This window comes from Microvirga zambiensis WSM3693, assembly GCF_016735695.1.
Classification (GTDB): Bacteria; Pseudomonadota; Alphaproteobacteria; order Rhizobiales; family Beijerinckiaceae; genus Microvirga; species Microvirga zambiensis.
Genome location: NZ_JAERQD010000009.1, coordinates 107846 through 129241 on the forward strand (window position 1 = coordinate 107846; position 21396 = coordinate 129241).

The window sequence follows — 21396 nt, forward strand, 5'->3', positions numbered from 1 at the left end:
TCCGTCATGAAGATCGCCACTTTTGGCGCAGCCTTTCTTCTTGCCGTTCCAACGCTGCTGTCGCTGCCTGCGCAGGCAGGGCCGCTCCCCGGAATCGGTGTCCTTGCCGACACGAATCTTGCTCCCATCGAGACGGTACAATATCGCCGGGGCGGCTTCGTCGCCCGCGGTCCGCGTGGCGGGGTCGTTGCCGGTCGAGGCGTCGCGGTCGGGCGTCCAGCCTATCGCCCCGTCGGCCCGGTGCCCGTCCGGCCCGTCGGTCCATGGGTCCGGCCACCGAATTATTGGTGGCGTCCCGGCGCGGCCGTGGCAGCAGGAGCAGCCGTCGGTTTCGTGACCGCGGCTGCAGCCACCGCCTATGTCAGGACGCCGGCGCCTGCGCCCGGCTATTGCTGGTATTATACGAACACGCAGCGGACGCAGGGCTTCTGGGACGCCTGTCCGTGATGGGCGCCTATCGCGCCGATTCCGATAACAGCGCCAGACCGGCCCTCCCGGCGCGTGAGGCCGTTCTCGATCTTCAAACGCGGGTGAACCAGGCGGTCATCGGGCAGGAACGGGTCGTCGAGCGGCTCATCATCGCCCTCCTTGCCAACGGCAACGTGCTGATCGAGGGCCTGCCCGGCCTCGCCAAAACCCGGGCGATCAAGAGCCTCGCTCAGAATCTCGAGGCGGATTTCAGCCGCATCCAGTTCACGCCCGATCTCCTGCCCTCCGACGTGACGGGCGGCGAGATCTATCGCAGCGACGGACAGGGCGGCGGCACGTTCGAATTCCGGCAAGGTCCGGTCTTCGGCAATCTCGTTCTCGCCGACGAAATCAACCGCGCTCCGGCGAAAGTCCAGTCCGCCCTGCTCGAGGCCATGGAGGAGCGGCAGGTGACGGTGGCCGGCAAGCGCTACAAGCTGCCCGACCTGTTCATGGTGCTGGCCACCGAAAATCCTATCGAGCAGGAAGGCACCTACCCCCTGCCGGAAGCGCAGATGGACCGCTTCCTGATGCATGTTCATATCGACTATCCGAGCGATGCCGACGAGGTGAAGGTGCTGCGCCTCGTGCGCGAGGAGAACGCGGGCGGGAGCACCACCGCTGCGCCGCCGAAGATTCCGCAGCAGGCGATCTTCGATGCGCGCAAGGAGATCGACCGCATCACCTCCACTGACGCCATCGAGACCTACATGGTCGGCCTGATCGCGGCGACACGCCGTCCGTCGGAATATGGGGACAAGCTCAAGCAATGGATCGCCATCGGCGCCAGCCCGCGCGGCTCGCTCGCCCTCGACCGGACGTCACGGGTGCAGGCCTGGCTTCAGGGACGCGACTATGTGGTGCCGGAGGATGTGCAGGCCATCGCCCATGACTGCCTGCGCCATCGCATCACCTTGAGCTATGAGGCGACCGCCGACGGCATCAGGGTCGACGATGTGATCGACGAGATCATCCGTCAGGTGGCCGTCGCCGCGTGACGAGGCAGGAGGTGACGGTTGGCCCCAATTGAAACCGCGCGCTCCCCCACCGATGGCCAGGGCCGGATAACGGTGACGACGGATGAACTCGCCCGCCTGCGCCACAAGGCAAGGGGCTTCAGCTTCCTGCCGCGCCAGCCCGTGCACAGCATTCTCACCGGGCGCCATGCCTCGCGGCTTCGCGGGCGCGGCCTGAACTTCGAGGAGCTGCGCCCCTATTATCCCGGCGACGACACCCGCACCATCGACTGGAACGCAACCGCGCGCCTGCGTGACCCGTTCATCCGCGTCTATACCGAGGAACGCGACCGGGCCGTCGTCCTGCTCGTCGACCAGCGCCTGTCGATGTTCTTCGGCAGCCGGCGCGCGACGAAATCGGTGGTCGCCGCCGAGGTCGCGGCGGCTTCTGCCTGGCGCGTGACATCGCTCGGCGACCGGATCGGCGCCGTCGTGTTCTCGGATGAGGCCGTCGAGACGGTGAAGCCGCAGGCGCGCGACGCGGGAGCACTGGCCGTGATCGATGCGGTCGTGCGCGCGAACCGCAAACTGCCGGACAACATCCGCGCGGCCTCGCGGCCGGCGGCGTTCAACACAGCGCTTCAGCATGCCGCCGCCTTTCTGAAGCATGATGGCCTTCTCTGCCTGATCACGGATGCGGCCGGGGCCGACGACGAGACCGTGGAGCGCATCACGACCATCACCGCCCATAACGACGTGCTGAGCATCTTCATCTACGACCCGATCGAGGCGGGCCTCCCGCAGATCGGCCCGGCGGTCGTGGCCGAGGCGGAGGGGCAGATCGAGGTCGATACGAACTCATCGGGACTGAGGCGCGACTTCGCGCAAGCGTTCGAGGAGCGGCGCGCCCAGATCGAAAAGTTTTCGCGCAAGCGCTCGATTCCGGTGCTGCCGATCAGGGCGGATCTCGACCCTATCGATCAGCTGCGCGAATTGCTCGGCCGCAAGGTCGCGCATTCCGTTCGCGAGGCGCCACCCTCATGAACGGCGATCCGGCCGACCTCGCCAACCTGCGCGACATCGTTCTTCCATCGACGATCCCATGGTGGCCGCTGGCGCCAGGCCTGTGGATCCTTCTGCTCGGCCTGCTCGCGACCATCCTCGTGGCATCCTTTCATGCCTTCCGACGGTACAAGGCCAATGCCTATCGGCGCGAGGCCATCCGCGAGCTCGATGGCCTGACCGACATGACCGGCATCATGCCGCTGCTCAAGCGGGCGGCGATGGTCGCCTATGGGCGCGAGGCTGTCGCTTCCTTAAGCGGCAATGCGTTTCTGGCTTTCCTCGACCGGACGGGCGGCACGAGCGTCTTCACCTCCGGCCCCGCCCGGCTTCTCCCGAGCCTCGCCTATTCAAAGCGCACCGGCCCGACGTCCGGAGACCTCGACAGGGCCGTCGCGGATGCGCGGCGATGGTTGCGCAAACATCGCGCTCAGGGTGAGTAGCATGCTCACCTTCGCCTATCCCTGGCTCGCGCTGCTGCTCCCCCTGCCCTGGCTCGTTGACCGGTTCGTGCCGCCGCATGCGCAACCCCGCGCCGGCATACGCGTGCCCTTCTTCGGAACGCTCGTGTCCCTCACCGGACAGGTGCCTGAGAGCGGCACGATCACGGCCCGCAGAGGTGCGGGCCGCATGGTGATCCTCATCCTCTGCTGGGTGCTGTCGCTTGCGGCGCTGATGCGGCCGCAATGGATCGAACCACCGCTCCATCGCGACCTGCCCACCCGCGACATGCTGCTGCTGGTCGACCTCTCCGCATCCATGGATACGAAGGACTTCGTGAACGCGCAGGGCCAGACAATCGACCGGCTCACGGCGCTGAAAGCGGTGCTCGACGATTTCGTGGCGCGTCGCCAGGGCGACCGGATCGGCGTGGTGGTTTTCGGCGATGCGCCGTTCACGCTGGTGCCGTTCACCACCGACCTGACATTGACGCGACAGCTCGTGCAGGACACCGCCGTCGGCATGGCGGGTCCGCGCACCGCGTTCGGCGACGCCATCGGGCTCGGCATCTCCCTCTTCGATTCATCGACAGTGAAGACGAAAACGATGATCGCGCTGACCGACGGCAACGACACGGCGAGCAAGGTGCCGCCGGGCGAGGCGGCCGGCATCGCCAAGGATCGCGGCATCGTCATCCACACGATCGCCATCGGCGATCCGACCGCCGCCGGCGAGGAGAAGCTCGACGAGGCCGCCCTCAGGGACGTGGCGGAGCGAACCGGCGGCGGCTTCTACCGCGCGCTCGACCGCGAACAGCTCGAAGGCATCTACCGCCGCCTCGACGAGATCGAGACGCGGCGCATCGAGACGATCTCCTATCGGCCGAAGCGAGACCTCTATTGGATGCCGCTCGCCGCCGCTCTCCTTCTCGGCATGGGCGCGGCAGCTGTCATCCTCCTGCGCGGCCGGCGCTCGGCGCCGGCATCCCCGCGCCAGGAGGCTCTCTCATGAGCAGCGCTCTCGCCTCCTTTCACTTCCTGCGTCCCTGGTGGCTGGTGCTGCTCCTGCCGGCGGCCTTCCTGTGGTGGCATCTTCGGCGCCGATCCGACGCGGGCGCCCGATGGGCGAGCGTGATCGATCCCGCGATCCTTCGTGCGCTGACCATCGGCGGCGACGGCAAGGCCCGCTTCATGCCGCACGACGTGCTTCTGCTGGCCTGGGGCCTCGGCATTCTCGCGGTCGCCGGGCCGACCTGGACGCGAGAGCCCTCCCCCTTTGCCGATGCGCGACCGCCGGCGATGGTCGTCGTCAAGGTGGCACCGTCCATGAAGACGGAAGATCTGGCGCCGAGCCGCCTCGTGCGCTCAGTGCAGAAGCTCTCCGATCTCCTCGCCGCGCGGGAAGGCGCTTCGACGGGGCTTGTCGCCTACGCCGGATCGGTCCACCTTGTCCTGCCGCCGACACCGGACAAGGATGTGGTGGTCGCCATGGCCCAGGCCCTGTCACCCGAAATCATGCCCGTGCCGGGCGACAGCCTGGCGCAGGCCGTTCGCCTCGCCGCGGGCGTACTGCGCGATGCCGGCAAGGGCGGTTCGATCCTCGTCATGGCGGACAGCGTTGCACCGGAACAGGTGGCGCTTCTGCAGAATGCCGCACATGACCCCGTTCGGTTCGAGACCACCCTGTGGACCGCGGTTCCGCCCTCCCGTCTCGACGCCGAGGCGAGCCTGCAATCGGCGGCTTCCGCGATGGACGCCACGCTCGTTTCGATGACGCCCGACCGAACCGATGTGGAAAGCGTCGCCGCACGGCTCGACCGCGCGACGGTCGTGAGCGATGTCGCGGGAGAAGGCGAGCGCTGGCAGGAGGCGGGCTATTGGCTGACGCCGCTGATCGCCCTCCTCGCCCTCGCCTGGTTCCGGCGCGGCTGGGTCTTGGGGGGCTGACGCCATGCACCAGATCCATCGCCTCTTCTCGCTCCTGGCCCGCCACGCCTATGCGGCAATCGCCTGCGCCGTGGCGGTCGCGCTCATCGTGCTCGGCTTCCTGACCGGCTGGCGGAACATGCTGCTGACACCCGATCAGCGCGGCGCCTGGGACATGCGCCAGGAGCGCTACAAAGAGGCCGCGGATGCCTTCGCGGATCCCCTATGGCGCGGTGTCGCCCTGTTCCGGGCAGGCGATTTCAAGGATGCGGCGCAGGCCTTGGCGGCCATCGAGACGGCGGAGGCGGCCTACGATCAGGGCAACGCACTCGTGATGCTCGGCCAGTATGACAACGCAGTCGGTCGCTACGACGTCGCGCTCGAATTTCGCCCGGGCTGGGCGGAGGCGGAGGCCAACCGGAATCTGGCGAAGCTGCGCGCCGAGCGCATGAAGACGACCGGCGGCGACATGGGCGACACGGACTCGAAGCCGGACGAGGTCGTCTTCGATGCGAGCAAGCCGAAGGGCGAGGGCAAGGACGATCAGGTGGCCGGCGGCGAGCCGATGTCCGACGCGGCCGTGCGGGCGCTATGGCTGCGCGGCGTCCAGACGAGGCCTGCCGATTTCCTGCGCTCGAAATTCGCCTACCAGCTCCAGAACCAATCATCTCCCAACGCGGTGCCCCGCCCATGAAGCATTCCGTCGTTTCCCCCAAACCATCGACGACCGGCAGCGGCATGGTCTGGATCCCCGGAGGCACGTTCGCCATGGGGTCGAACCATCACTATCCCGAGGAGGCGCCCGTTCATCGCGTCACTGTCGACGGGTTCTGGATGGATGCGACGCCGGTGACGAACCGCCAGTTCAAGGCTTTCGTTCTGGCAACGGGCCACGTCACCACCGCCGAGATCGTCCCCGATGCGAAGGATTATCCCGGCGCCAAGCGCGAGATGCTGCGCGCCGGCTCCCTGCTCTTCACGCCGCCGCCCCATCCCGTCGATCTGCGCGACTGGAGCCAGTGGTGGACCTTCGCCTTCGGCGTCACGTGGAAGCGGCCTTACGGACCGAACGGCAATCTCAAGGGGCTGGAAGATCATCCCGTCGTTCATGTCAGCTACACCGACGCCCTCGCCTATGCGCGCTGGGCCGGAAAGGACCTGCCCTCCGAGGCCGAGTGGGAATTCGCCGCGCGCGGCGGGCTCGAGGGAACCGAGTTCGCCTGGGGCGACGAATTCGCGCCCGGCGACCGGCAGATGGCGAATACATGGCAGGGGCAGTTCCCATTCCAGAACACCATGCTCGACGGCTACGAGCGCACGTCGCCCGTCGGCACATTCCCGCCGAACGGCTATGGCCTGTCGGACATGATCGGCAATGTCTGGGAATGGACGAACGACTGGTACGCGCCGAAGCACCCGGAGGATGCGCCGAAGGCTTGCTGCATCCCCGAGAACCCGCGCGGCGGGCGCGAGGGGAGCAGCTACGATCCGCGCCAGCCGGAGATCAGGATTCCGCGGAAGGTCGTGAAGGGCGGCTCACATCTCTGCGCGCCCAATTACTGCCGCCGCTACCGCCCGGCTGCCCGCCACCCGCATCCGATCGACACGTCGACGAGCCACATCGGATTTCGGTGCGTGCGGCGCGACATCGGCGAGGGAGACCGTCAGAGCACGAGTGGCAGGTAGAGCGCGCCGAGCGCAACGGTAATTGCGAGCACCGCCGTGGCAGTGGCCCAAAATGAGCTTCTGTTGTCTGAGCCGTCCGTAACCTGTCTCATAACCTGTATCCGTCGCGTCCTCTTGGCCGAGTGAAACCCGGCCCCCGCCCATATGCCGGCGGCTGCAGTCATCAGCAGGCTGGGAGACCGTTGGAATCAGGAATCACGCCCGCCCCTCTGGATCATCATGCAGCAGGAGGCGGAGGGTCTCTGTGCCTTGCCGCACATGGGGGCGCGTTCATGCGGCCGGTCGGTGCAGCGCGGTGAGCACTTCAGTATTTCGCGACAACCGGACGCACCGGCTCAGGCGGGGCGCTTACGCCTAAGGGGAAGGCCACCGTGAACAGGCCGATGGTCCCTTCGGGGCGGTTCTCCACATCGACCTCGCGCAAAACCTTGATGCGCGTCGTCACCGGCGTGCCGGCAACGGTGAAGTCGTAGCCGACGGTGCCGCCGACGGCGGCCACCCGCCCCTTGAACGGCCCGATGCGATTGCCCGCGCCGCTGTCGCCGGAGAGCTGGTCGTAATAGCCGCCAAGCAGCCCAATCGAGAGTTCCTTGGTCAGGTATTTGCTGATGGAAACATCCAGGTGGAATGCATTGCCGCTGTCGTAGTCGGTATCGGGATTCTCGCCGTTGAATTCAAATCCGGCCGTGCCGGAGATATCGATGCCCAAATCGGTGTTGAGCCAGGTCATGGAGCCGGAGATGTCGCCGATCCAGCGGTTGAACGACATGTTGGAGAGTTCGCCCTCCTGATACGTTCCGGACGGGATGTTGACCGAGCCGCTGACGTTCCAGTGGAAATTTCCCGAGTGCCAGCCGACGATTGCCGTCGCGATCGGATCGCCCATGTTGAAGGTGGCATCCCGGCTGCTGAAGGCGAAAACCCGGCCGAGGCGCGGCGCCGCGATCACCGCGCCTGCGCTGACCCGGGGAACGCCGAAGGGCAGGCTCAAACCGAAGGCCAGGCTGCCGCCGAAGATCTCGGCCGGCGTGACCCAGGTTCCCGTCAGAAAATCGGCCCGCACCTCGACCTTCACGTTCGCCAGCACGGCGCCGCCGATCTGGATCTGGCGCCCGCCGCTGAGCTCGCCGGAATAGGTGTAGAAGTCGTTCTCGAAATAGAAGCCCGGCGGCGGAACGATGCCGGCTCCTGGACCGTGAAAGCCGGGAACATAGAGACCGGCGCCACCTTCCGTCGCCAGTGCCGCGTCTGCCAGAAGGCTGCCGCAGCCCACAGCCAGTGCGGTCGTCATCGAGCGCCAATTCATGAAGCAGCTCCCACGCTGATCGTCCGAGGGCAGCATGGCGCGATGCATGTGCGAGATAAATCGCGTTTTTGCTACTCCGTCCCAATCTCCCTATGTGTTGCCGAAGTGTCTCAGAATGTCTCATTCGACGCATCGAACAGCCGGCGTTCCGGGAAGGCGGAGCGCCTGCCACCAGGCGCTCCGCACGCGCGGCCTATTTACTGCTTCCCGGCTGTGAGAGCTTCGCCATCACCTCGTCGAGATTGAAGCTCGCCGGCTTCTGCCTGATCGGGAATTCCTGGAAACTCGACAGCCACTGGGCCACAACGGCTTGCGACGGCACCACCACGAAGGCCCGGTCGAAGAACCATTTCTCGTATTCGATCGACTCGTCGCCACGTTCAAATGGATCCGCCCGCAGATTGAACAGCAAGGGCGCGCGAAGATTGGTGAACTCGCGCCTCCAGACGCCGATGCCTGTGCTCTCCTGCGCCTTGAAGACCACCTTCCAGTCCATGACCCGAATCGCGACGAGTTCGCCGTCATCGTTCCAGTAGAGGAAGTCGCGCCTGGGCGATTCCTTTGAGCTCCCCGTGAAGAAAGGCATGAGATTGTAGCCGTCGAGATGCACCTTGAAGGTCTTCCCGTTGGCCTGATGGCCTCTCAGGCATTTGGCCACGACGTCCGGCTCGCCGCCGGCGGCGCAGAAGGTTGGAATCAGGTCATAGTGCGAGAAAACCTCGTTGTGGATCGTGTTGGGACGGATCACGCCGGGCCAGCGGATCAGCGTCGGCACTCGGTAGCCGCCCTCCCAGTTCGTCGCCTTCTCGCCTCTGAACGGCGTATTGCCGCCATCCGGCCACGTCATCACCTCGGCGCCGTTATCGGTCGTGTAGACGACGATGGTGTTCTGGGTGACGCCGAGATCGTCGAGCTTCTTCAAGAGTTGGCCGACATGGCCGTCATGTTCGACCATGCCGTCGGGATAGAGGCCCTTGCCTGTCTTGCCGTCGGATTCGGGCTTCAGATGGGTGTTGACGTGCATGCGGGTCGAGTTGAAGTAGCAGAACCAGGGCTTGCTGGCGCGGTGCTGGCGATCGATGAAATCGAGTGCCGCGGCGCAGGTCTCGTCGTCGATGGTCTCCATGCGCTTGCGTGTCAGCGGCCCCGTATCCTCGATCTTGCCGTCGGCGCTCGAGCGGATGACGCCGCGCGGACCGAAACGCCGGCGGAAATTCGGATCCTTGGGATAGTCGGGGTTCTCCGGCTCCTCTTCGGCATTGAGGTGATAGAGGTTGCCAAAGAACTCATCGAAGCCGTGCGCCGTCGGCAGGAACTCGTCCTTGTCGCCGAGATGGTTCTTGCCGAACTGGCCCGAGACATAGCCGAGTGGCTTCAGCAGCTCGGCGACCGTGGGATCCTCCGCCCGAAGGCCGATATCGGCGCCTGGCAGGCCGACCTTGGTGAGGCCCGTGCGGATCGGCGATTGTCCCGTGATGAAGGCGGCGCGCCCCGCGGTGCAGCTCTGCTCGCCGTACCAATCGGTGAACAACGCGCCCTCGTTGCCGATGCGGTCGATGTTGGGCGTGCGGTAGCCCATGATGCCGCGATGATAGATGCTCGGGTTGAACCAGCCGATATCGTCGCCCATGATCATCAGGATATTGGGCTTCTGACCGGAAGCGGGGGCTGGTGCGGCCTGCGGCTGGGTCTGGGCCTGGGCGGAGGTTGCCGCGACCGTGGCGAGCACGGTGGCCGTTCCCGACAGCAGCAGGTCGCGCCGATTGACGCTCGTCTTGGTGGCATCCTTCTCGTCATCCGGTCGGCGATGATGATCACTCATGGTCCGCTCCTTCGTTGCTTCAGGAATGCGACATGGCCGCTCGGCGGCTGTTCTTAGTCATGGCTTGAAGATCGTCTTCCAGTCGTTCTTCATGTCGACGACGAGCCATCCGCGCTTCGGTGCCTCGTCGAGAGCCTTGTCGAGCTTTCCGACATGCGATTGCCGGTCGTAGGCGTATTCGCGCTCCGCGTCGGTGTGGTGGACGATGAGGGCGAAGCGCGGACCCGTATTCAGCGTCGTCCATTGCAGCATCTGCAGGTCGCCGTCCGAATTGCCGGCCGCGAAGACAGGGCGGCGCCCGATGAAGCGGTTGATGCCGACAGGCTTGCCCGGCCCGTCGTCCACGAACTCGACGCTCGGAAGTTTTTCGATCACCGGCGTATCGCCTTCGAGACGGTACGCGGTCTTGCCGCTCGAGCCGACCACCTGCTCGGGCGGGATGCCGTAGGCCTTCTCCGTCCAGGGACGCATGAACTCGACGCCGCCGCCGGAGACGATGAAGGTCTTGAACCCGTTGGCGCGCAGATAGGCCAGCAGCTCGATCATCGGCTGGTAGACGAGATCCGTGTAGGGCCGGTTGAAGCGCGGATGCCGCGCGGTTTCGAGCCAGTCGCTCACCATCTTGTCGAATGCGGCCGTGGTCATGCCGCTATGGGTCGAGATCACGAGTTCGGTGAGGCCTTGTTCGCCCAGAGCGGCGAGCGCAGCGTGGTCAGACGTCAGGATCGCCTTGAAGGGTTGCCTGTTCGCCAGTTCCGGGTTGGATTGAGCGAGCACCTTGGCGCGATCGAGCACGAACGCCGCCTGCACGTACATCGGCTGCTCAATCCACAGCGTGCCGTCATTGTCGAAGGTGGCGATGCGCTCCTCGACCGGCACGAAATCCGGCCCGCCCTGTCGCGTCACTCGTTCGACGAAAGCGGTGATGGAGGATTTGGCACCGCCGTCGTTCCACGACGGAAGAGGATCGGTCTGCGCCTGCGGCACACTCGCCGTGAATGCCAGGGCAAGGAAGGCGGCAGCGGCGATGAATCCGCGCCGCGTTCGACGGGCGATACCATTCATGGCGAGGTCCTCCGAAAGGGCTGTACGACGCTGCATCTCATGATCCGGCAACCGGATTGAGCGGAGGCAGCGCCGAGCCGTGTGCCGCGCGCGGCGTGCGCTTGGGAATGGACGACACGGCATGTGCCAGTTGCCGTCCGAGGTCAGGCGTCCATTCTCCGCCGTGGCCGAAGAGCGAGCGCTCCAACTGCATCGTCAAGGCACGCAGCGGCTCGTGACCCGCGACCTCCTCGGCGTCGGACAGCGACATCCTCGACCGCCACACGCCGAGCGCGCGATAGGTCGCAGCCGCATCGCCCGTTCGGGCGGCGCGGCACAGATCGCGCCGTGCCGCATGCTCGGAGCCGGCTCGGCGACGCTGCCATGCGAGCCATGCTTCGTGCGCCCACGGCCAGCCATAGCGAACGATCATGGCGATGCCCGCGATGAAGGCCGCCAGGATCGCAGCCGCCGTCAGCCACGCGCGCGTGTTCCAAGGGCCCGCAGCCGGAGATGCGGCCGAATCCGGCGCGGCGGCAATCGTCACCGTCGCGCCAGTGAGAGGAACGGATTGCACCGATTTCGTGCCGAGATCCCACCAGGGCTGCGACAATGCCGGAAGCTCGAAGGCCCCGGCGCGTTCGAACACATAAGTGACCTTGTCCGTGCGATGCCCCGTAATGGCGCCCCGGTTGGCGCGGTCTTCGCTGACGGGCGGGTCGACATAGGCACGTACGCCGTCCGGCGCCACGAAACGGAGTTCGGGCATGCCGAGCGCCGGCACATCCGCCGCCTCGCGCGTGATCGTCCTGACGACGGCGCCGCCGGGCGCGAGGCGCGTCCTGGGATCGGGCGTCCAGCTTTGCACGGCCGTGACGCGAGTCGAGGCGATCACGGGCCCGGACGCGTCGACGCCCTGCGGCACGGTTACATTCAACGTTACCGGATTGCCCTTGGCCGATCCGGTAACGTCGCCGGCCGCGTTGAGCAGGGTGACTTCCGCCGGCGGGAGCGCCAGCGCCCCGCCGCGGCGGGGAAAGATGTCGAAGGTGAAACGCTGACCGACGTAAGTCTGCCCGCCCGTATTCTCGGTGAGCGTTACGCCCTGGCTCTCGAAGCGCATGACCTGGACGCCCTGCGCGTCCGGGATCTTCACCCTCGGCGGCCGCGGCATCGTGTCGGGAAAGAGCACGTCCACATAAAGGCTGACGGATTGGCCGATAACGGCTCCCTGCGCGGGGTCGAGCACTTCCCGCACCACAACCCCTGGGGTCTGGGCCCCGACGGGCAGGGCGAAGGCGATGAAACCGACCGCGAGAGCACCCCGTACAGCCATCGCCAAGTCTCTCAACCTAATCCCGTGCCGTGATGAATCATCGCCTCAGCGGCCTCCCTCGCCGGTTTCCTTGCCGTCCTCGTCACCGACGATCTGGCTCTGGCGCGGAACGCGCGTCACCTTCGGTGGATCGCTGGCCGGGAAGGTATCGGCGAGTTGCTCGTCCAACTCGCGATCGGCCTCCACATCGTCGGGCTCCGAGGACGGCTTCGATGGCTCTTTCGGCATTCCATTCTCCGCATTCCTGTCATCAGGCCGTGAATTGGATCGTCGTGCCGCCATGCGCTCGCGCAACGGGGGCGTTATCGCGAGCCCTGGTCCGTCGAAAGCATCTTTCCTCCTAGGATGAGAAGCAACCCCGCCACGGCGGGAATAAACCCTCGCCTCTGCTGAAAGAAACCCTGACACGACCTCCCGCAAAACCCTGATCGCGCGTCGCCTTACGGTTCGACGAGCTTGTTGCGGATGGCGTAGCGGACGAGCGTTGCGGTGGAGTTGGCGTTGACCTTGCGCATCGCCGAGGAGCGGTGGCTCTCCACCGTCTTCAGGTTCAGGCCCAAGATCTGCGCCGTCTCCTTGTTCGAATGCCCCTCGGCGATCAGCTGCACCACCCGCCGCTCGCGCGCGGTCAGCACCCCGTCGCCGGTATGGCCCTGGGCCAGATAGGCATTGAGCAGCGTCTCCGACACGCGGCCCGTGAAGAACGGCTTGTGCCGGGCAAGCGATTCCACCGCCGCGATCAGGAAGCGGCGCGCGTCCGATTTCAGCAGATAGCCGCGCGCCCCCGCCTCGAGCAGCTCGCGCACCAGAGGCTCGCTCTCGTGCATGGTGAAGATCAGCACTTCCGTCTGCGGCTGCACGGCGCGGATCTCGCGCGTCGCGTCGACCCCGTTCATCGACGGCAGCTGGTAGTCGAGGATGGCCACGTCCGGCTTGGTCTCGGCGGCAAGCTGCACCGCCTGGCGCCCGTCCTCGGCCTCCGCCACCACCTCCCAGCCCGGCTGACCGCCCAGGATCGTGCTCAAGCCAGAGCGCACAACATCATGGTCGTCGGCAATCAGGATACGCGTCATGGGCCCGCATGCCTCCGCGAGCTTCTTCTATACCGTGAAAGCTCGACTGCAGCACTTAGGGAAAACCCTGAAACGGCTTCGGGAAAATCCGCTCCCGCAATGTTATGAAATTATCCGTCGAAAGTTCGATAGGCTCTTGCCGGTCTTCTGCGCGCGGGGACATTGAATCCGGTCAAGCCCGCCACAGGTAGAGGAACCAACCTCATGCCTGCGAGCGAGCCATGTTTTGATCAAGCGGTTGTTCGATCGCGTCACCCTGCCGGAGCATCTCGTCGACAGAGGGCTCATCGCCGCAGCGATGACCGCTGCCGTGGCGGCCGTTCTCCTATGCGGGCAACTTCCCTGAGCGAAAGTCAGTCGCCGGTGGTCGTCCTGATATCCGAGCAGGGAATGACCAGGACCGGACGAAGATCCTCGCCAACGATCTCGATCATGATGTCGCTGCTGTAATCCGGCGGCATCGCGGCCCAGCCCTTCAGGAGCTTCTCCGCGACCTTCAAGGCTTCCATCCGTGCGGCGGCGACGTCGGGCAGCTCGATGCCGCTTGGATCTTCGTTGATGCCGAAATGGCTTCTGACATCGATATAGTAGCGCGGCACGATCGTTGGCCTCGGGAACTCTGCACCGACGGCGGATCTTTCCGCCATCTTATCGATTGATGGTAGTCCACATCCTGAATCGGGAAAATTCACCCTGAATCCCCCAAGCCCTATTCGAAAGGAGCGCCCCAGGAGAGGCTTCATGACGCGGGGCCAACCTGCGCGCGATGCCGTCATTCCCTCCGCCTTGGTGCGATCGTGTGATAGAGCTTGGGAGTTACCTAACCACCACCCGGAGTTTCGATGATCTTGCCATGGATGAAACTGGCGACCGACACCACGATGCTCGCATTGGAGGCTCAGTCGGTAATCTGGACCCGCGTCTCTCGCGCCGCCATGGGCCAGGGCTCACCCGCTGAAAACCTGCTGATGGTCACCGAGAAGGTCACGGCCCTCGCCGAGGCGGCCGTCACCATCGCGACGGGTGGGTCGCCCCATAAGGTCGTCAGAGGATACCGTCGCAAGGTGCGCGCCAACGTGAAGCGGCTGAAGCGGCGCCCTTAGGACTATATGCGGCAAATCGTCTTTTCTCGACAAGTATTCCTGAGCAATTCCAAGCGATCAACCGCTTGCAGGATAACGGAAATCACAACAATTCCAGATTTGCGACGTCCCGCGAGCGAAGCCCTCCCAAGCTTGGCCGTGAGAAATACGTATTTCCCGCTATTTCGCTTCGCAATAAATCTGCCTATAGAATGCAATTATTGATGTGCGAAAATTAAAGACAACGCTCACCAAAGATATAATTGAAAAACACTGCCGTGTTTCGGGGCTGAGCACGGTCACAGGCCGCGAAGTCGATCGGAAGATCGCTCGCGGCTTTTCTTTTGTGTGGTTTACATGGCGAGGAAAGCATCGAGCGCCTGTTCGAGACGCTGCCAGGCCGCCTCATTCCCAGGCAGGCCGAACCGCAGGAGCCTGGGATCGTGCTGGAAGCGGCGCAGCCAGATGCCGCGATGCGCCAGATGGACGAACAGTTCGGGAGCCCGCCGGCTTTCCATGAGACGGTAGAGGCTCGTGCCGCGAGGCGCCCCATCCGCGAGCGGCGCAAGCAATCTGTCGAGCCGGGCAGCATCCTCCGCCCGCGCCCTGCCCGCCGCCTGTCGCCATGCGCGATCCCGCAACGCCTGTCGCCCGATGTCGATGGCCGGCCCTGAAACCGCCCATGGGCCCATCGTCATCCGCAGCCGCTCCGTCATGCCGGCCGAGGCCACCGCGAAACCGAGCCGAATCCCGGCGAGCCCGTAGGTCTTGCCGAAGGAGCGCAGGACGATGGCGTTCTCCGGCAGAACCGGCACAAGCGTCTCGCCCGGATCGAAATCAGCAAAGGCCTCATCGACCACGAGCCAGCCACCGCGCCGACGAAGACGGTCTGCCTCTTCGATCAAGGCCGGACGCTCGAGCGTCCTGCCGTCGGGGTTGTTCGGGTTGACGAGGACGACAATGCCGGCCTCGCGAGCCGCTTCAAACGCGGTCAATTCATCAACGTCATGCCCTGCTCCGCGCCAGGCCCGGGCGTGCTCCGCATAGGTCGGGCCCAGCACGGCAACGCGAGAGCGCGGCCACAGGGACGGCAGCAGGCTGATCAGGATCTGCGTCCCGGGCGCGGCCACCACCTGCGCGGGATCCGTCGCGCCATAGGCCTCGGCAGCGGCGGCCTCGAGATCCCGGTGATCGGCGGGCGACGGCAGCCGCTCGAACGAGGAGGCTGGCAAGGCGGGCATGGGATAAGCTATGGGATTGATCCCCGTCGACAGGTCGATCCACGGCTCGGGCGCGTGCGGACAGAGCCGCCGGGCCTCGTCGAGATCGCCCCCATGCCAGATCCGCGCCTCACCCATTCGATGCACCCATGGTTCTTCCCGACAGCCTCCTGATCCTGCCCCTCGCTCTCGCGGCAGAGGCGGCCATCGGCTATCCGGATGGCCTTTACACGCGGATCGGCCATCCCGTCACCTGGATCGGTCGGCTGATCAAGGGGCTCGACCGAGTCCTCAACCGGGATGAGTGGTCTTTCGGCCGCCGTCGCGCCGCCGGGATCCTGGCTCTCCTGATCCTTCTGGCCATCACGGGCGCGGCGGCCTGGGCTCTGCAAGCTCTCCTCCTGCCGCTCCGCGTGATCGGCATCGCGGTTCTGGCGATCCTCGCGAGCAGCCTCATCGCGCAGCGCAGCCTGCATGAGCACGTGGCGGCGGTGTCGAACGGACTGCGCGAGGGCGGGATCGCGGGCGGACGCAAGGCCGTGTCGATGATCGTCGGCAGAAACCCGCAGAGCCTGGACGAGGCGGGCGTGTCGCGCGCCGCGATCGAAAGCCTTGCCGAAAACTTTTCCGACGGCATCGTCGCGCCGGCCTTCTGGCTCGGGCTCGGCGGCTTGCCGGGCGCCGTGCTCTACAAGGCCGCCAACACCGCCGACAGCATGATCGGCCACCGCACGCCGCGGCACGAGGCCTTCGGCTGGGCGGCGGCAAGGTTCGACGATCTCGTGAATCTCCCCGCCTCGCGCCTCACCGCGCTTCTGCTCGTTGCGGCCGCTTGCCTGCATCGGGAAACCTCACCGCGAGGCGCGTGGCGCGCCCTCCGGCGCGACGCTTCCCACCATCGCTCGCCCAATGCCGGCTGGCCCGAAGCCGCGATGGCGGGAGCGCTGGGCCTTCGGCTTGCCGGACCGCGCGTCTATGGCGACGTGCGTGTCGAGGATCGCTGGATGGGCGACGGACGCGCCGAGGCGAATGCGGACGATATCGACCGGGCGCTCGCGCTCTACCGGACGGCGTGCGGATTGCTGTTCGCACTGGCGGCAGGAGCGGCGCTGAGCGCGTGGACTATCTTGCGCTGAGGGCGAAGAGGCGCTCGCAGTCGAGATGCCTTTCCAGGTGATCGGCAAAGCGGTCGAGGATGTCGTCGACGAGCGCCTCATAGGCGAGATCGCTCGTCTCGGCTCCGAGCATCTGCAGCCATCGCGATCGCTGCCCGTCGTTTGAGAACAGGCCATGGACATAGGTTCCGGTCACGCGCCCATCCGCTGAGACCGCACCGTCGCATTGCCCATTCGCCAGTCGTGAGAAGGGACGTGCCGAAGCATCGGGCCCCGATGTCTCGCCGATATGCATCTCGTATCCGGAAAGCGGCGTGTCATCGGCGAGCGTCTTTCCCGTCACCGACTCCAACCGCTTCCTCGCGGTGAGCGTGGTCGTGACGTGGAGCAGGCCCAGTCCCTCGATGGAGCGGCCGGCCTCGCCCTCGATGCCGAGGGGATCCTCGATGCGCATCCCCAGCATCTGGTAGCCGCCGCAGAGACCGAGCACGTGCCCGCCCCGGCGCATATGGGCTTTCAGGTCGATGTCCCAGCCCTGCTGCCGGATGAAGAGAAGATCGTCGATGGTGGTCTTCGAACCGGGCAGCAGGACAAGCGCCGCCTGCGCCGGAAGCGGCTGACCGGGCTCGACCAGCATCACCTTCACGCCGGCTTCTTCGCGCAGAGGATCGAGATCGTCGAAATTGGAGATCCAGGGCGTCACCGGCACCGCGATGACGATCGAACCTTTGCGCCCTTCACGGCGGAGCCCGAGACCATCCTCCGCCGGCAGGCGTGCGGCGTCGGAAAAATGCGGCACGAGGCCCAATGCCGGCCAGCCGGTGCGCTCGGAAACGAAGCGCATGCCGCCGTCGAACAGGGCCGGATCGCCACGGAAGCGGTTGACGATGAAGCCCTTGATCATTGCGGCATCGGCCTCGTCGAGCACCGCCTTCGTGCCGACGAGGCTTGCGATCACGCCGCCCCGGTCGATATCGCCGACGAGCACCACGGGCACGTTCGCGGCGCGGGCAAATCCCATATTGGCGATGTCGCCTGCCCTGAGATTCACCTCCGAGGCCGAGCCCGCGCCTTCGACGAGCACGAGATCGGCCTCTTCGGAAAGCCTGGAAAAGCTGTCGAGCACCGCCTCCATGAGGCGCGGCTTCCAGGATTGATATTCGCGCGCCTTCGCCGAGCCGACGACCCGTCCCTGCACGACGACCTGCGAGCCGATCTCGCTCTGGGGCTTGAGCAGCACCGGGTTCATGTGGACGCTGGGCGCGACGCCCGCCGCCCTTGCCTGCAGCGCCTGGGCGCGGCCGATCTCGCCGCCATCGACCGTCACGGCGGCATTGTTCGACATGTTCTGCGGCTTGAAGGGGCGTACCTTCATGCCCCTGCGCGCGAAGACCCGGCACAGGCCCGCCACCAGGAGCGACTTGCCCACGTTGGAGCCGGTGCCCTGCACCATCAGGGCGCGCATCTAAAACTCCACGCCTTCCTGCGCCTTCACGCCGGCGGCGAAATGGTGCTTCACCAGATTCATCTCGGTCACGAGGTCCGCGGCCTCGATCAGTTCCGGCTTCGCGTTGCGACCGGTAACGACCACATGGAGATTCGGCCGGCGCTGCCGCAGGGTTTCAACCACCTCTGCCAAGTCCAGGTATTCATAGCGCAGCGCAATGTTGAGCTCGTCGAGCACGAGGAGGCGGATATCCTCTCGCGCCATCAGCTCCTTGGCTTTCGCCCAGGCCCGCTCGGCGGCCGCCACGTCGCGGGAGCGGTCCTGCGTCTCCCAGGTGAAGCCCTCGCCCATGGTGTGCCACTCGACCTGATCGGAGAACCGCTCGAGCGCCAGTCGCTCGCCGGTTTCCCAGGCGCCCTTGATGAACTGCACCACGCCCACATGAAAGCCGCGGCCGAGCGCCCGCAGCATGAGCCCGAAGGCAGCCGTCGACTTGCCCTTGCCCGGGCCGGTGTGGACGATGAGAAGCCCCTTCTCGACGGTCTTCGAGGCGACCTCGCGGTCCTGGACTTCCTTGCGCTTGATCATCTTGGCGCGGTGTCGCGCCTCTTCGTCCTGGCTCATCCCGACCTGCCTTCGCATGAATGGGCCGCACCATGAACAGCCGCGCGGCCGATTTCAAGGCTGCCTCCCACATGGTCAGGCTTGAAAGATCTCCTTCGCACCGGTAAGGATGTCACAGACGGTGCCCCGGAGACGGGGTGAAAAGGGAATGCGGTGAGAAACCGCGGCTGCCCCCGCAACTGTAAGCGGCGAGCCTTCGCTCCCAATGCCACTGGGCAAAAAAGCCCGGGAAGGCGGCGAAATGCATCGACCCGCGAGCCAGGAGACCTGCCGTCATCGTGCAACCCAAATGCCGCCGGAGGGGTGGCCAAGAGGTATCTATGTCGACTCTGATCAAGCAAGCTCCCGTCGCCGCGTCGTCCCAACGTCTCGTGGCCATCCTCGCAGCCGCGACCTTCGGCATCGCTCTCGTTTTCATTTCGGGATTCGCTTCGCCTGAAACGCTGCACAACGCGGCGCATGACTGGCGCCACTCGCATAACTTCCCCTGCCACTGAGAGGGGCTCCCATGATCATGCGAGTTCTGAAAGCGGCCTTGGTCGCTGGGTTTCTGGCTGCCTGCGTGGCTGCGACCCTCCAAACTTTCCTGACGTCTCCGTTGATTCTCGAGGCCGAGACATTCGAAAAGTCCGCCGGGCCGCAGGCCCAGGCCACCGGATATGGCGGCTTGGTGCAGTTGGCTCACGTGCATTCGGCCCAACTGCACTCCGCCCAACTGCACTTGGCTCATGGGCAAGAGGCCCACGCCGATGCGGAAGAAGGCGGATGGGAACCCGGCGAAGGCTTTCCTAGGATAGCGTTCACGGCCCTTGCCACATTGGTCAGCGGTGTCGGCTATGCGGCGATTCTCGCAGCCCTGCTTCTCGCCTCGGGTCGAGAGTTCAACCCGCAAACCGCCTTGCGGTGGGCGATCGGCGGCTTTGTCGCCGTCAATCTCGCGCCCGCGGTCGGGCTTCCCCCGGAGCTTCCCGGCATGGGAGGCGCGCATCTCGCCGAACGGCAGATCTGGTGGGTCTGCACCGCCCTCGGAACAGGCCTCGGCCTCTACCTCGTGACGAATGTGCGCCATCACGCGGCCATCGCCATCGGCCTCCTGGCGATCGTGTTCCCTCACATCATCGGGGCACCTCATGCGGCGGCTGCGGCCAGTGACGTTCCGGCCGTCCTTGCCGCACAATTCGCGGCGCGTTCGCTTGCCGTCGCGTTCGCCTTCTGGGCGACCCTTGGACTAAGCCTCGGCTGGTACTGGGTTCGGCAGGAAGACCGGACGACATCAGGACTCCGCTCTCAGGCGCTTCCGGTCAGCGGCGAACGCAAGGCCGTTTAGCCCATGACCTCATCCCATGAGGAGATCTGCCTGCATGTCTGCGTCACCTGCCGTCAGGCGGGTGGCCCGGACGACAAGGCGCTCCGGCCCGGTGCGATCCTTCACCGGGCGCTGACGGACGCGCTCGCCCGTCCCGACGCCCCGAAGGTGCGCGTTGAGGCGGTCGAGTGCCTCTCCGTCTGCAAGCGCCCATGCACCGTCGCCGTCTCCGGTCCCGGACGCTGGACCTATATCTATGGCGATTTGAACCCGGACACCTCGGTCGAGACCATCCTCGACGGGCTTCGCCTTTATGCGGCGACGACCGACGGCCTCGTGCCATGGCGCGAGCGTCCGGAAGCCTTCCGCAAAGGCGTGGTCGCCCGCATTCCTCCCTTCAAGACAAACGCGGCTTAAACAGAGCCGCCGAAAGGCTCGACTCACATGAGCGATCTGCAAAAGATCCCCTGCACCATCGTCACCGGCTTCCTCGGTGCCGGAAAAACGACGCTGGTGCGCCACCTGCTGGAAAATGCGGGCGGACGCCGCATCGCCGTTCTCGTCAACGAGTTCGGCGATCTCGGCTTCGACGGCTCCTTCATCGAGGGCTGCGGCATCGAAGGCTGCACGCAGGACGACATCGTCGAGCTGCCCAATGGCTGCATCTGCTGCACGGTGGCCGACGATTTCGTCCCGGCCCTGAACACCCTGCTCAACCGGCCCAATCCCCCTGAGCACATCCTGATCGAGACCTCGGGCCTCGCCCTGCCGAAGCCGCTGGTGCGCGCCTTCAACTGGCCGGACATCCGCTCCCGCGTCACGGTCGATGGCGTCATCGCCGTGGTCGACGGGCCGGCCGTCGCCTCGGGCGCCTTCGCGGACGATCCGGAGGCGCTCGAAGCGCAGCGCGCGGCGGATTCCTCCGTCGATCACGAGAATCCGTTGGAGGAGGTGTTCGAGGATCAGCTCCTCTGCGCCGACCTCATCATCCTCAACAAGACCGACCAGATGGAGGCCGACGACAAAAGCAAGGTTTTGGCCGAGATCGAGGAACACCTGCCCCGCGCCGTAAAAGTGATCGAGACCGCGCACGGCAAGGTGGACCCGACCGTTCTCCTCGGCATGGGCGCAGCGGCGGAAGCCGATCTCGATTCCCGTCCCTCCCATCATGAAACGGGCGAAGACCACGACCACGACGATTTCGACAGCGTCGCGATCCCGGTCGACCCCGTCGCGACCCCGGAGGCGCTCGTCGCCCGCGTCGAGCGCGCTGCGGAAGCGGCCGGCGTGCTGCGCATCAAGGGATTTGCGCCCGTGGACGGCAAGCCTCTGCGTCTCGTGGTCCAGGGCGTAGGACAGCGTGTGGCGCATCATTTCGACCGGCCCTGGAAGGCCGGCGAGGCGCGCGACGGACGCCTGGTGGTGATCGGCCTCAAAGGCTTCGATGTGAAGGCCGTCGAAATCGCCTTGCGCGCAGGATGAG

The 21396-nt window shown here is 65.7% G+C and carries 24 protein-coding genes and 1 riboswitch; of the genes, 14 read left to right on the top strand and 10 right to left on the bottom strand.

The genetic code is table 11. The annotated features are described in order from the left end of the window. Positions 1-6 precede the first annotated feature (6 nt). From JKL46_RS09705 to JKL46_RS09740, 8 genes are read left to right on the top strand one after another with little or no spacing between them, the layout of a single operon-like run. The gene (locus JKL46_RS09705; RefSeq protein ID WP_201832328.1) at positions 7-447 is read left to right on the top strand and encodes a hypothetical protein; all 441 of its coding nucleotides are present in this window, start codon (positions 7-9) and stop codon (positions 445-447) included. Next, positions 447-1466: an AAA family ATPase gene (locus JKL46_RS09710; protein WP_201832440.1), complete on the top strand. Its 1020-nt coding sequence runs from the start codon at positions 447-449 to the stop codon at positions 1464-1466. The genes JKL46_RS09705 and JKL46_RS09710 overlap by 1 nt, the downstream gene beginning before the upstream one ends. A gap of 18 nt (positions 1467-1484) precedes the next feature. Then, complete coding sequence (locus JKL46_RS09715) at positions 1485-2468, top strand: DUF58 domain-containing protein (RefSeq protein ID WP_201832333.1); 984 nt, start codon at positions 1485-1487, stop codon at positions 2466-2468. Then, entirely contained in the window at positions 2465-2929 is a 465-nt protein-coding gene (locus JKL46_RS09720; protein WP_201832334.1) for a DUF4381 domain-containing protein, read from the top strand. Before JKL46_RS09715 ends, JKL46_RS09720 begins: the two co-directional genes overlap by 4 nt. Before the next feature lies 1 nt (position 2930). After that, complete coding sequence (locus JKL46_RS09725; protein ID WP_201832336.1) at positions 2931-3938, top strand: VWA domain-containing protein; 1008 nt, start codon at positions 2931-2933, stop codon at positions 3936-3938. Continuing rightward, positions 3935-4873 carry a VWA domain-containing protein gene (locus tag JKL46_RS09730; RefSeq protein ID WP_201832338.1) on the top strand — a complete coding sequence of 313 codons (939 nt, stop codon included), beginning with the start codon at positions 3935-3937 and terminating at the stop codon, positions 4871-4873. Before JKL46_RS09725 ends, JKL46_RS09730 begins: the two co-directional genes overlap by 4 nt. 4 nt (positions 4874-4877) lie before the next feature. Further along, positions 4878-5546, top strand: a complete 669-nt coding sequence (locus JKL46_RS09735) for a hypothetical protein (protein ID WP_201832339.1) — start codon at positions 4878-4880, stop codon at positions 5544-5546. Continuing rightward, positions 5543-6538 (top strand): formylglycine-generating enzyme family protein, encoded by a 996-nt coding sequence (locus JKL46_RS09740; protein WP_246529225.1) that lies wholly within the window; start codon positions 5543-5545, stop codon positions 6536-6538. Before JKL46_RS09735 ends, JKL46_RS09740 begins: the two co-directional genes overlap by 4 nt. A gap of 304 nt (positions 6539-6842) precedes the next feature. Here the strand turns inward: JKL46_RS09740 and JKL46_RS09745 are convergent, their stop codons facing one another. From JKL46_RS09745 to JKL46_RS09775, 7 genes are all read right to left on the bottom strand, one after another. Next, entirely contained in the window at positions 6843-7844 is a 1002-nt protein-coding gene (locus JKL46_RS09745) for a SphA family protein (RefSeq protein WP_246529226.1), read from the bottom strand. A gap of 193 nt (positions 7845-8037) precedes the next feature. Then, positions 8038-9666, bottom strand: coding sequence for an arylsulfatase (locus JKL46_RS09750; protein WP_201832341.1), 1629 nt, complete (start codon positions 9664-9666; stop codon positions 8038-8040). 57 nt (positions 9667-9723) lie between these two features. Then, the gene (locus JKL46_RS09755; RefSeq protein WP_201832444.1) at positions 9724-10731 is read right to left on the bottom strand and encodes an HAD family hydrolase; all 1008 of its coding nucleotides are present in this window, start codon (positions 10729-10731) and stop codon (positions 9724-9726) included. A 37-nt stretch (positions 10732-10768) separates the two neighbouring features. Continuing rightward, entirely contained in the window at positions 10769-12046 is a 1278-nt protein-coding gene (locus JKL46_RS09760; protein ID WP_201832342.1) for a BatD family protein, read from the bottom strand. A gap of 45 nt (positions 12047-12091) precedes the next feature. After that, a complete protein-coding gene (locus JKL46_RS09765) occupies positions 12092-12274 on the bottom strand; it encodes a hypothetical protein (RefSeq protein WP_201832348.1) in 183 nt (60 codons plus the stop codon). 212 nt (positions 12275-12486) lie between these two features. After that, positions 12487-13119, bottom strand: a complete 633-nt coding sequence (locus JKL46_RS09770) for a response regulator (RefSeq protein ID WP_201832350.1) — start codon at positions 13117-13119, stop codon at positions 12487-12489. Between the two features lie 353 nt (positions 13120-13472). Then, positions 13473-13766: a DUF6894 family protein gene (locus JKL46_RS09775; RefSeq protein WP_201832355.1), complete on the bottom strand. Its 294-nt coding sequence runs from the start codon at positions 13764-13766 to the stop codon at positions 13473-13475. A 195-nt stretch (positions 13767-13961) separates the two neighbouring features. On the opposite strand from JKL46_RS09775, the gene JKL46_RS09780 reads away from it, so the two are divergent. Beyond that, a complete protein-coding gene (locus tag JKL46_RS09780) occupies positions 13962-14222 on the top strand; it encodes a hypothetical protein (RefSeq protein WP_201832356.1) in 261 nt (86 codons plus the stop codon). Positions 14223-14554: 332 nt separating this feature from the next. Here JKL46_RS09780 and cobD read toward each other — a convergent pair whose 3' ends face one another. Beyond that, positions 14555-15559, bottom strand: a complete 1005-nt coding sequence (cobD, locus tag JKL46_RS09785; protein ID WP_201832364.1) for a threonine-phosphate decarboxylase CobD — start codon at positions 15557-15559, stop codon at positions 14555-14557. Between the two features lie 11 nt (positions 15560-15570). On the opposite strand from cobD, the gene cbiB reads away from it, so the two are divergent. Further along, positions 15571-16557 (top strand): adenosylcobinamide-phosphate synthase CbiB, encoded by a 987-nt coding sequence (cbiB, locus tag JKL46_RS09790; protein ID WP_201832373.1) that lies wholly within the window; start codon positions 15571-15573, stop codon positions 16555-16557. Here the strand turns inward: cbiB and JKL46_RS09795 are convergent. Next, positions 16544-18001: a cobyric acid synthase gene (locus tag JKL46_RS09795; protein ID WP_246529228.1), complete on the bottom strand. Its 1458-nt coding sequence runs from the start codon at positions 17999-18001 to the stop codon at positions 16544-16546. The two genes, cbiB and JKL46_RS09795, sit on opposite strands and share 14 nt — an antisense overlap. Beyond that, positions 18002-18607, bottom strand: coding sequence for a cob(I)yrinic acid a,c-diamide adenosyltransferase (cobO, locus tag JKL46_RS09800; RefSeq protein ID WP_201832381.1), 606 nt, complete (start codon positions 18605-18607; stop codon positions 18002-18004). 104 nt (positions 18608-18711) lie between these two features. Further along, positions 18712-18896, top strand: a riboswitch (cobalamin riboswitch). A gap of 31 nt (positions 18897-18927) precedes the next feature. On the opposite strand from cobO, the gene JKL46_RS09805 reads away from it, so the two are divergent. From JKL46_RS09805 to cobW, 4 genes are read left to right on the top strand one after another with little or no spacing between them, the layout of a single operon-like run. Beyond that, positions 18928-19104 carry a CbtB domain-containing protein gene (locus JKL46_RS09805; protein ID WP_201832383.1) on the top strand — a complete coding sequence of 59 codons (177 nt, stop codon included), beginning with the start codon at positions 18928-18930 and terminating at the stop codon, positions 19102-19104. Between the two features lie 11 nt (positions 19105-19115). Continuing rightward, the gene (locus JKL46_RS09810) at positions 19116-19934 is read left to right on the top strand and encodes a CbtA family protein (protein ID WP_201832384.1); all 819 of its coding nucleotides are present in this window, start codon (positions 19116-19118) and stop codon (positions 19932-19934) included. Between the two features lie 3 nt (positions 19935-19937). Next, entirely contained in the window at positions 19938-20330 is a 393-nt protein-coding gene (locus tag JKL46_RS09815; RefSeq protein ID WP_201832386.1) for a DUF1636 family protein, read from the top strand. 27 nt (positions 20331-20357) lie between these two features. Further along, on the top strand, positions 20358-21395 hold the full coding sequence (cobW, locus tag JKL46_RS09820; protein ID WP_201832388.1) for a cobalamin biosynthesis protein CobW: 1038 nt from the start codon (positions 20358-20360) through the stop codon (positions 21393-21395). The last annotated feature ends 1 nt before the right edge of the window (position 21396 follow it).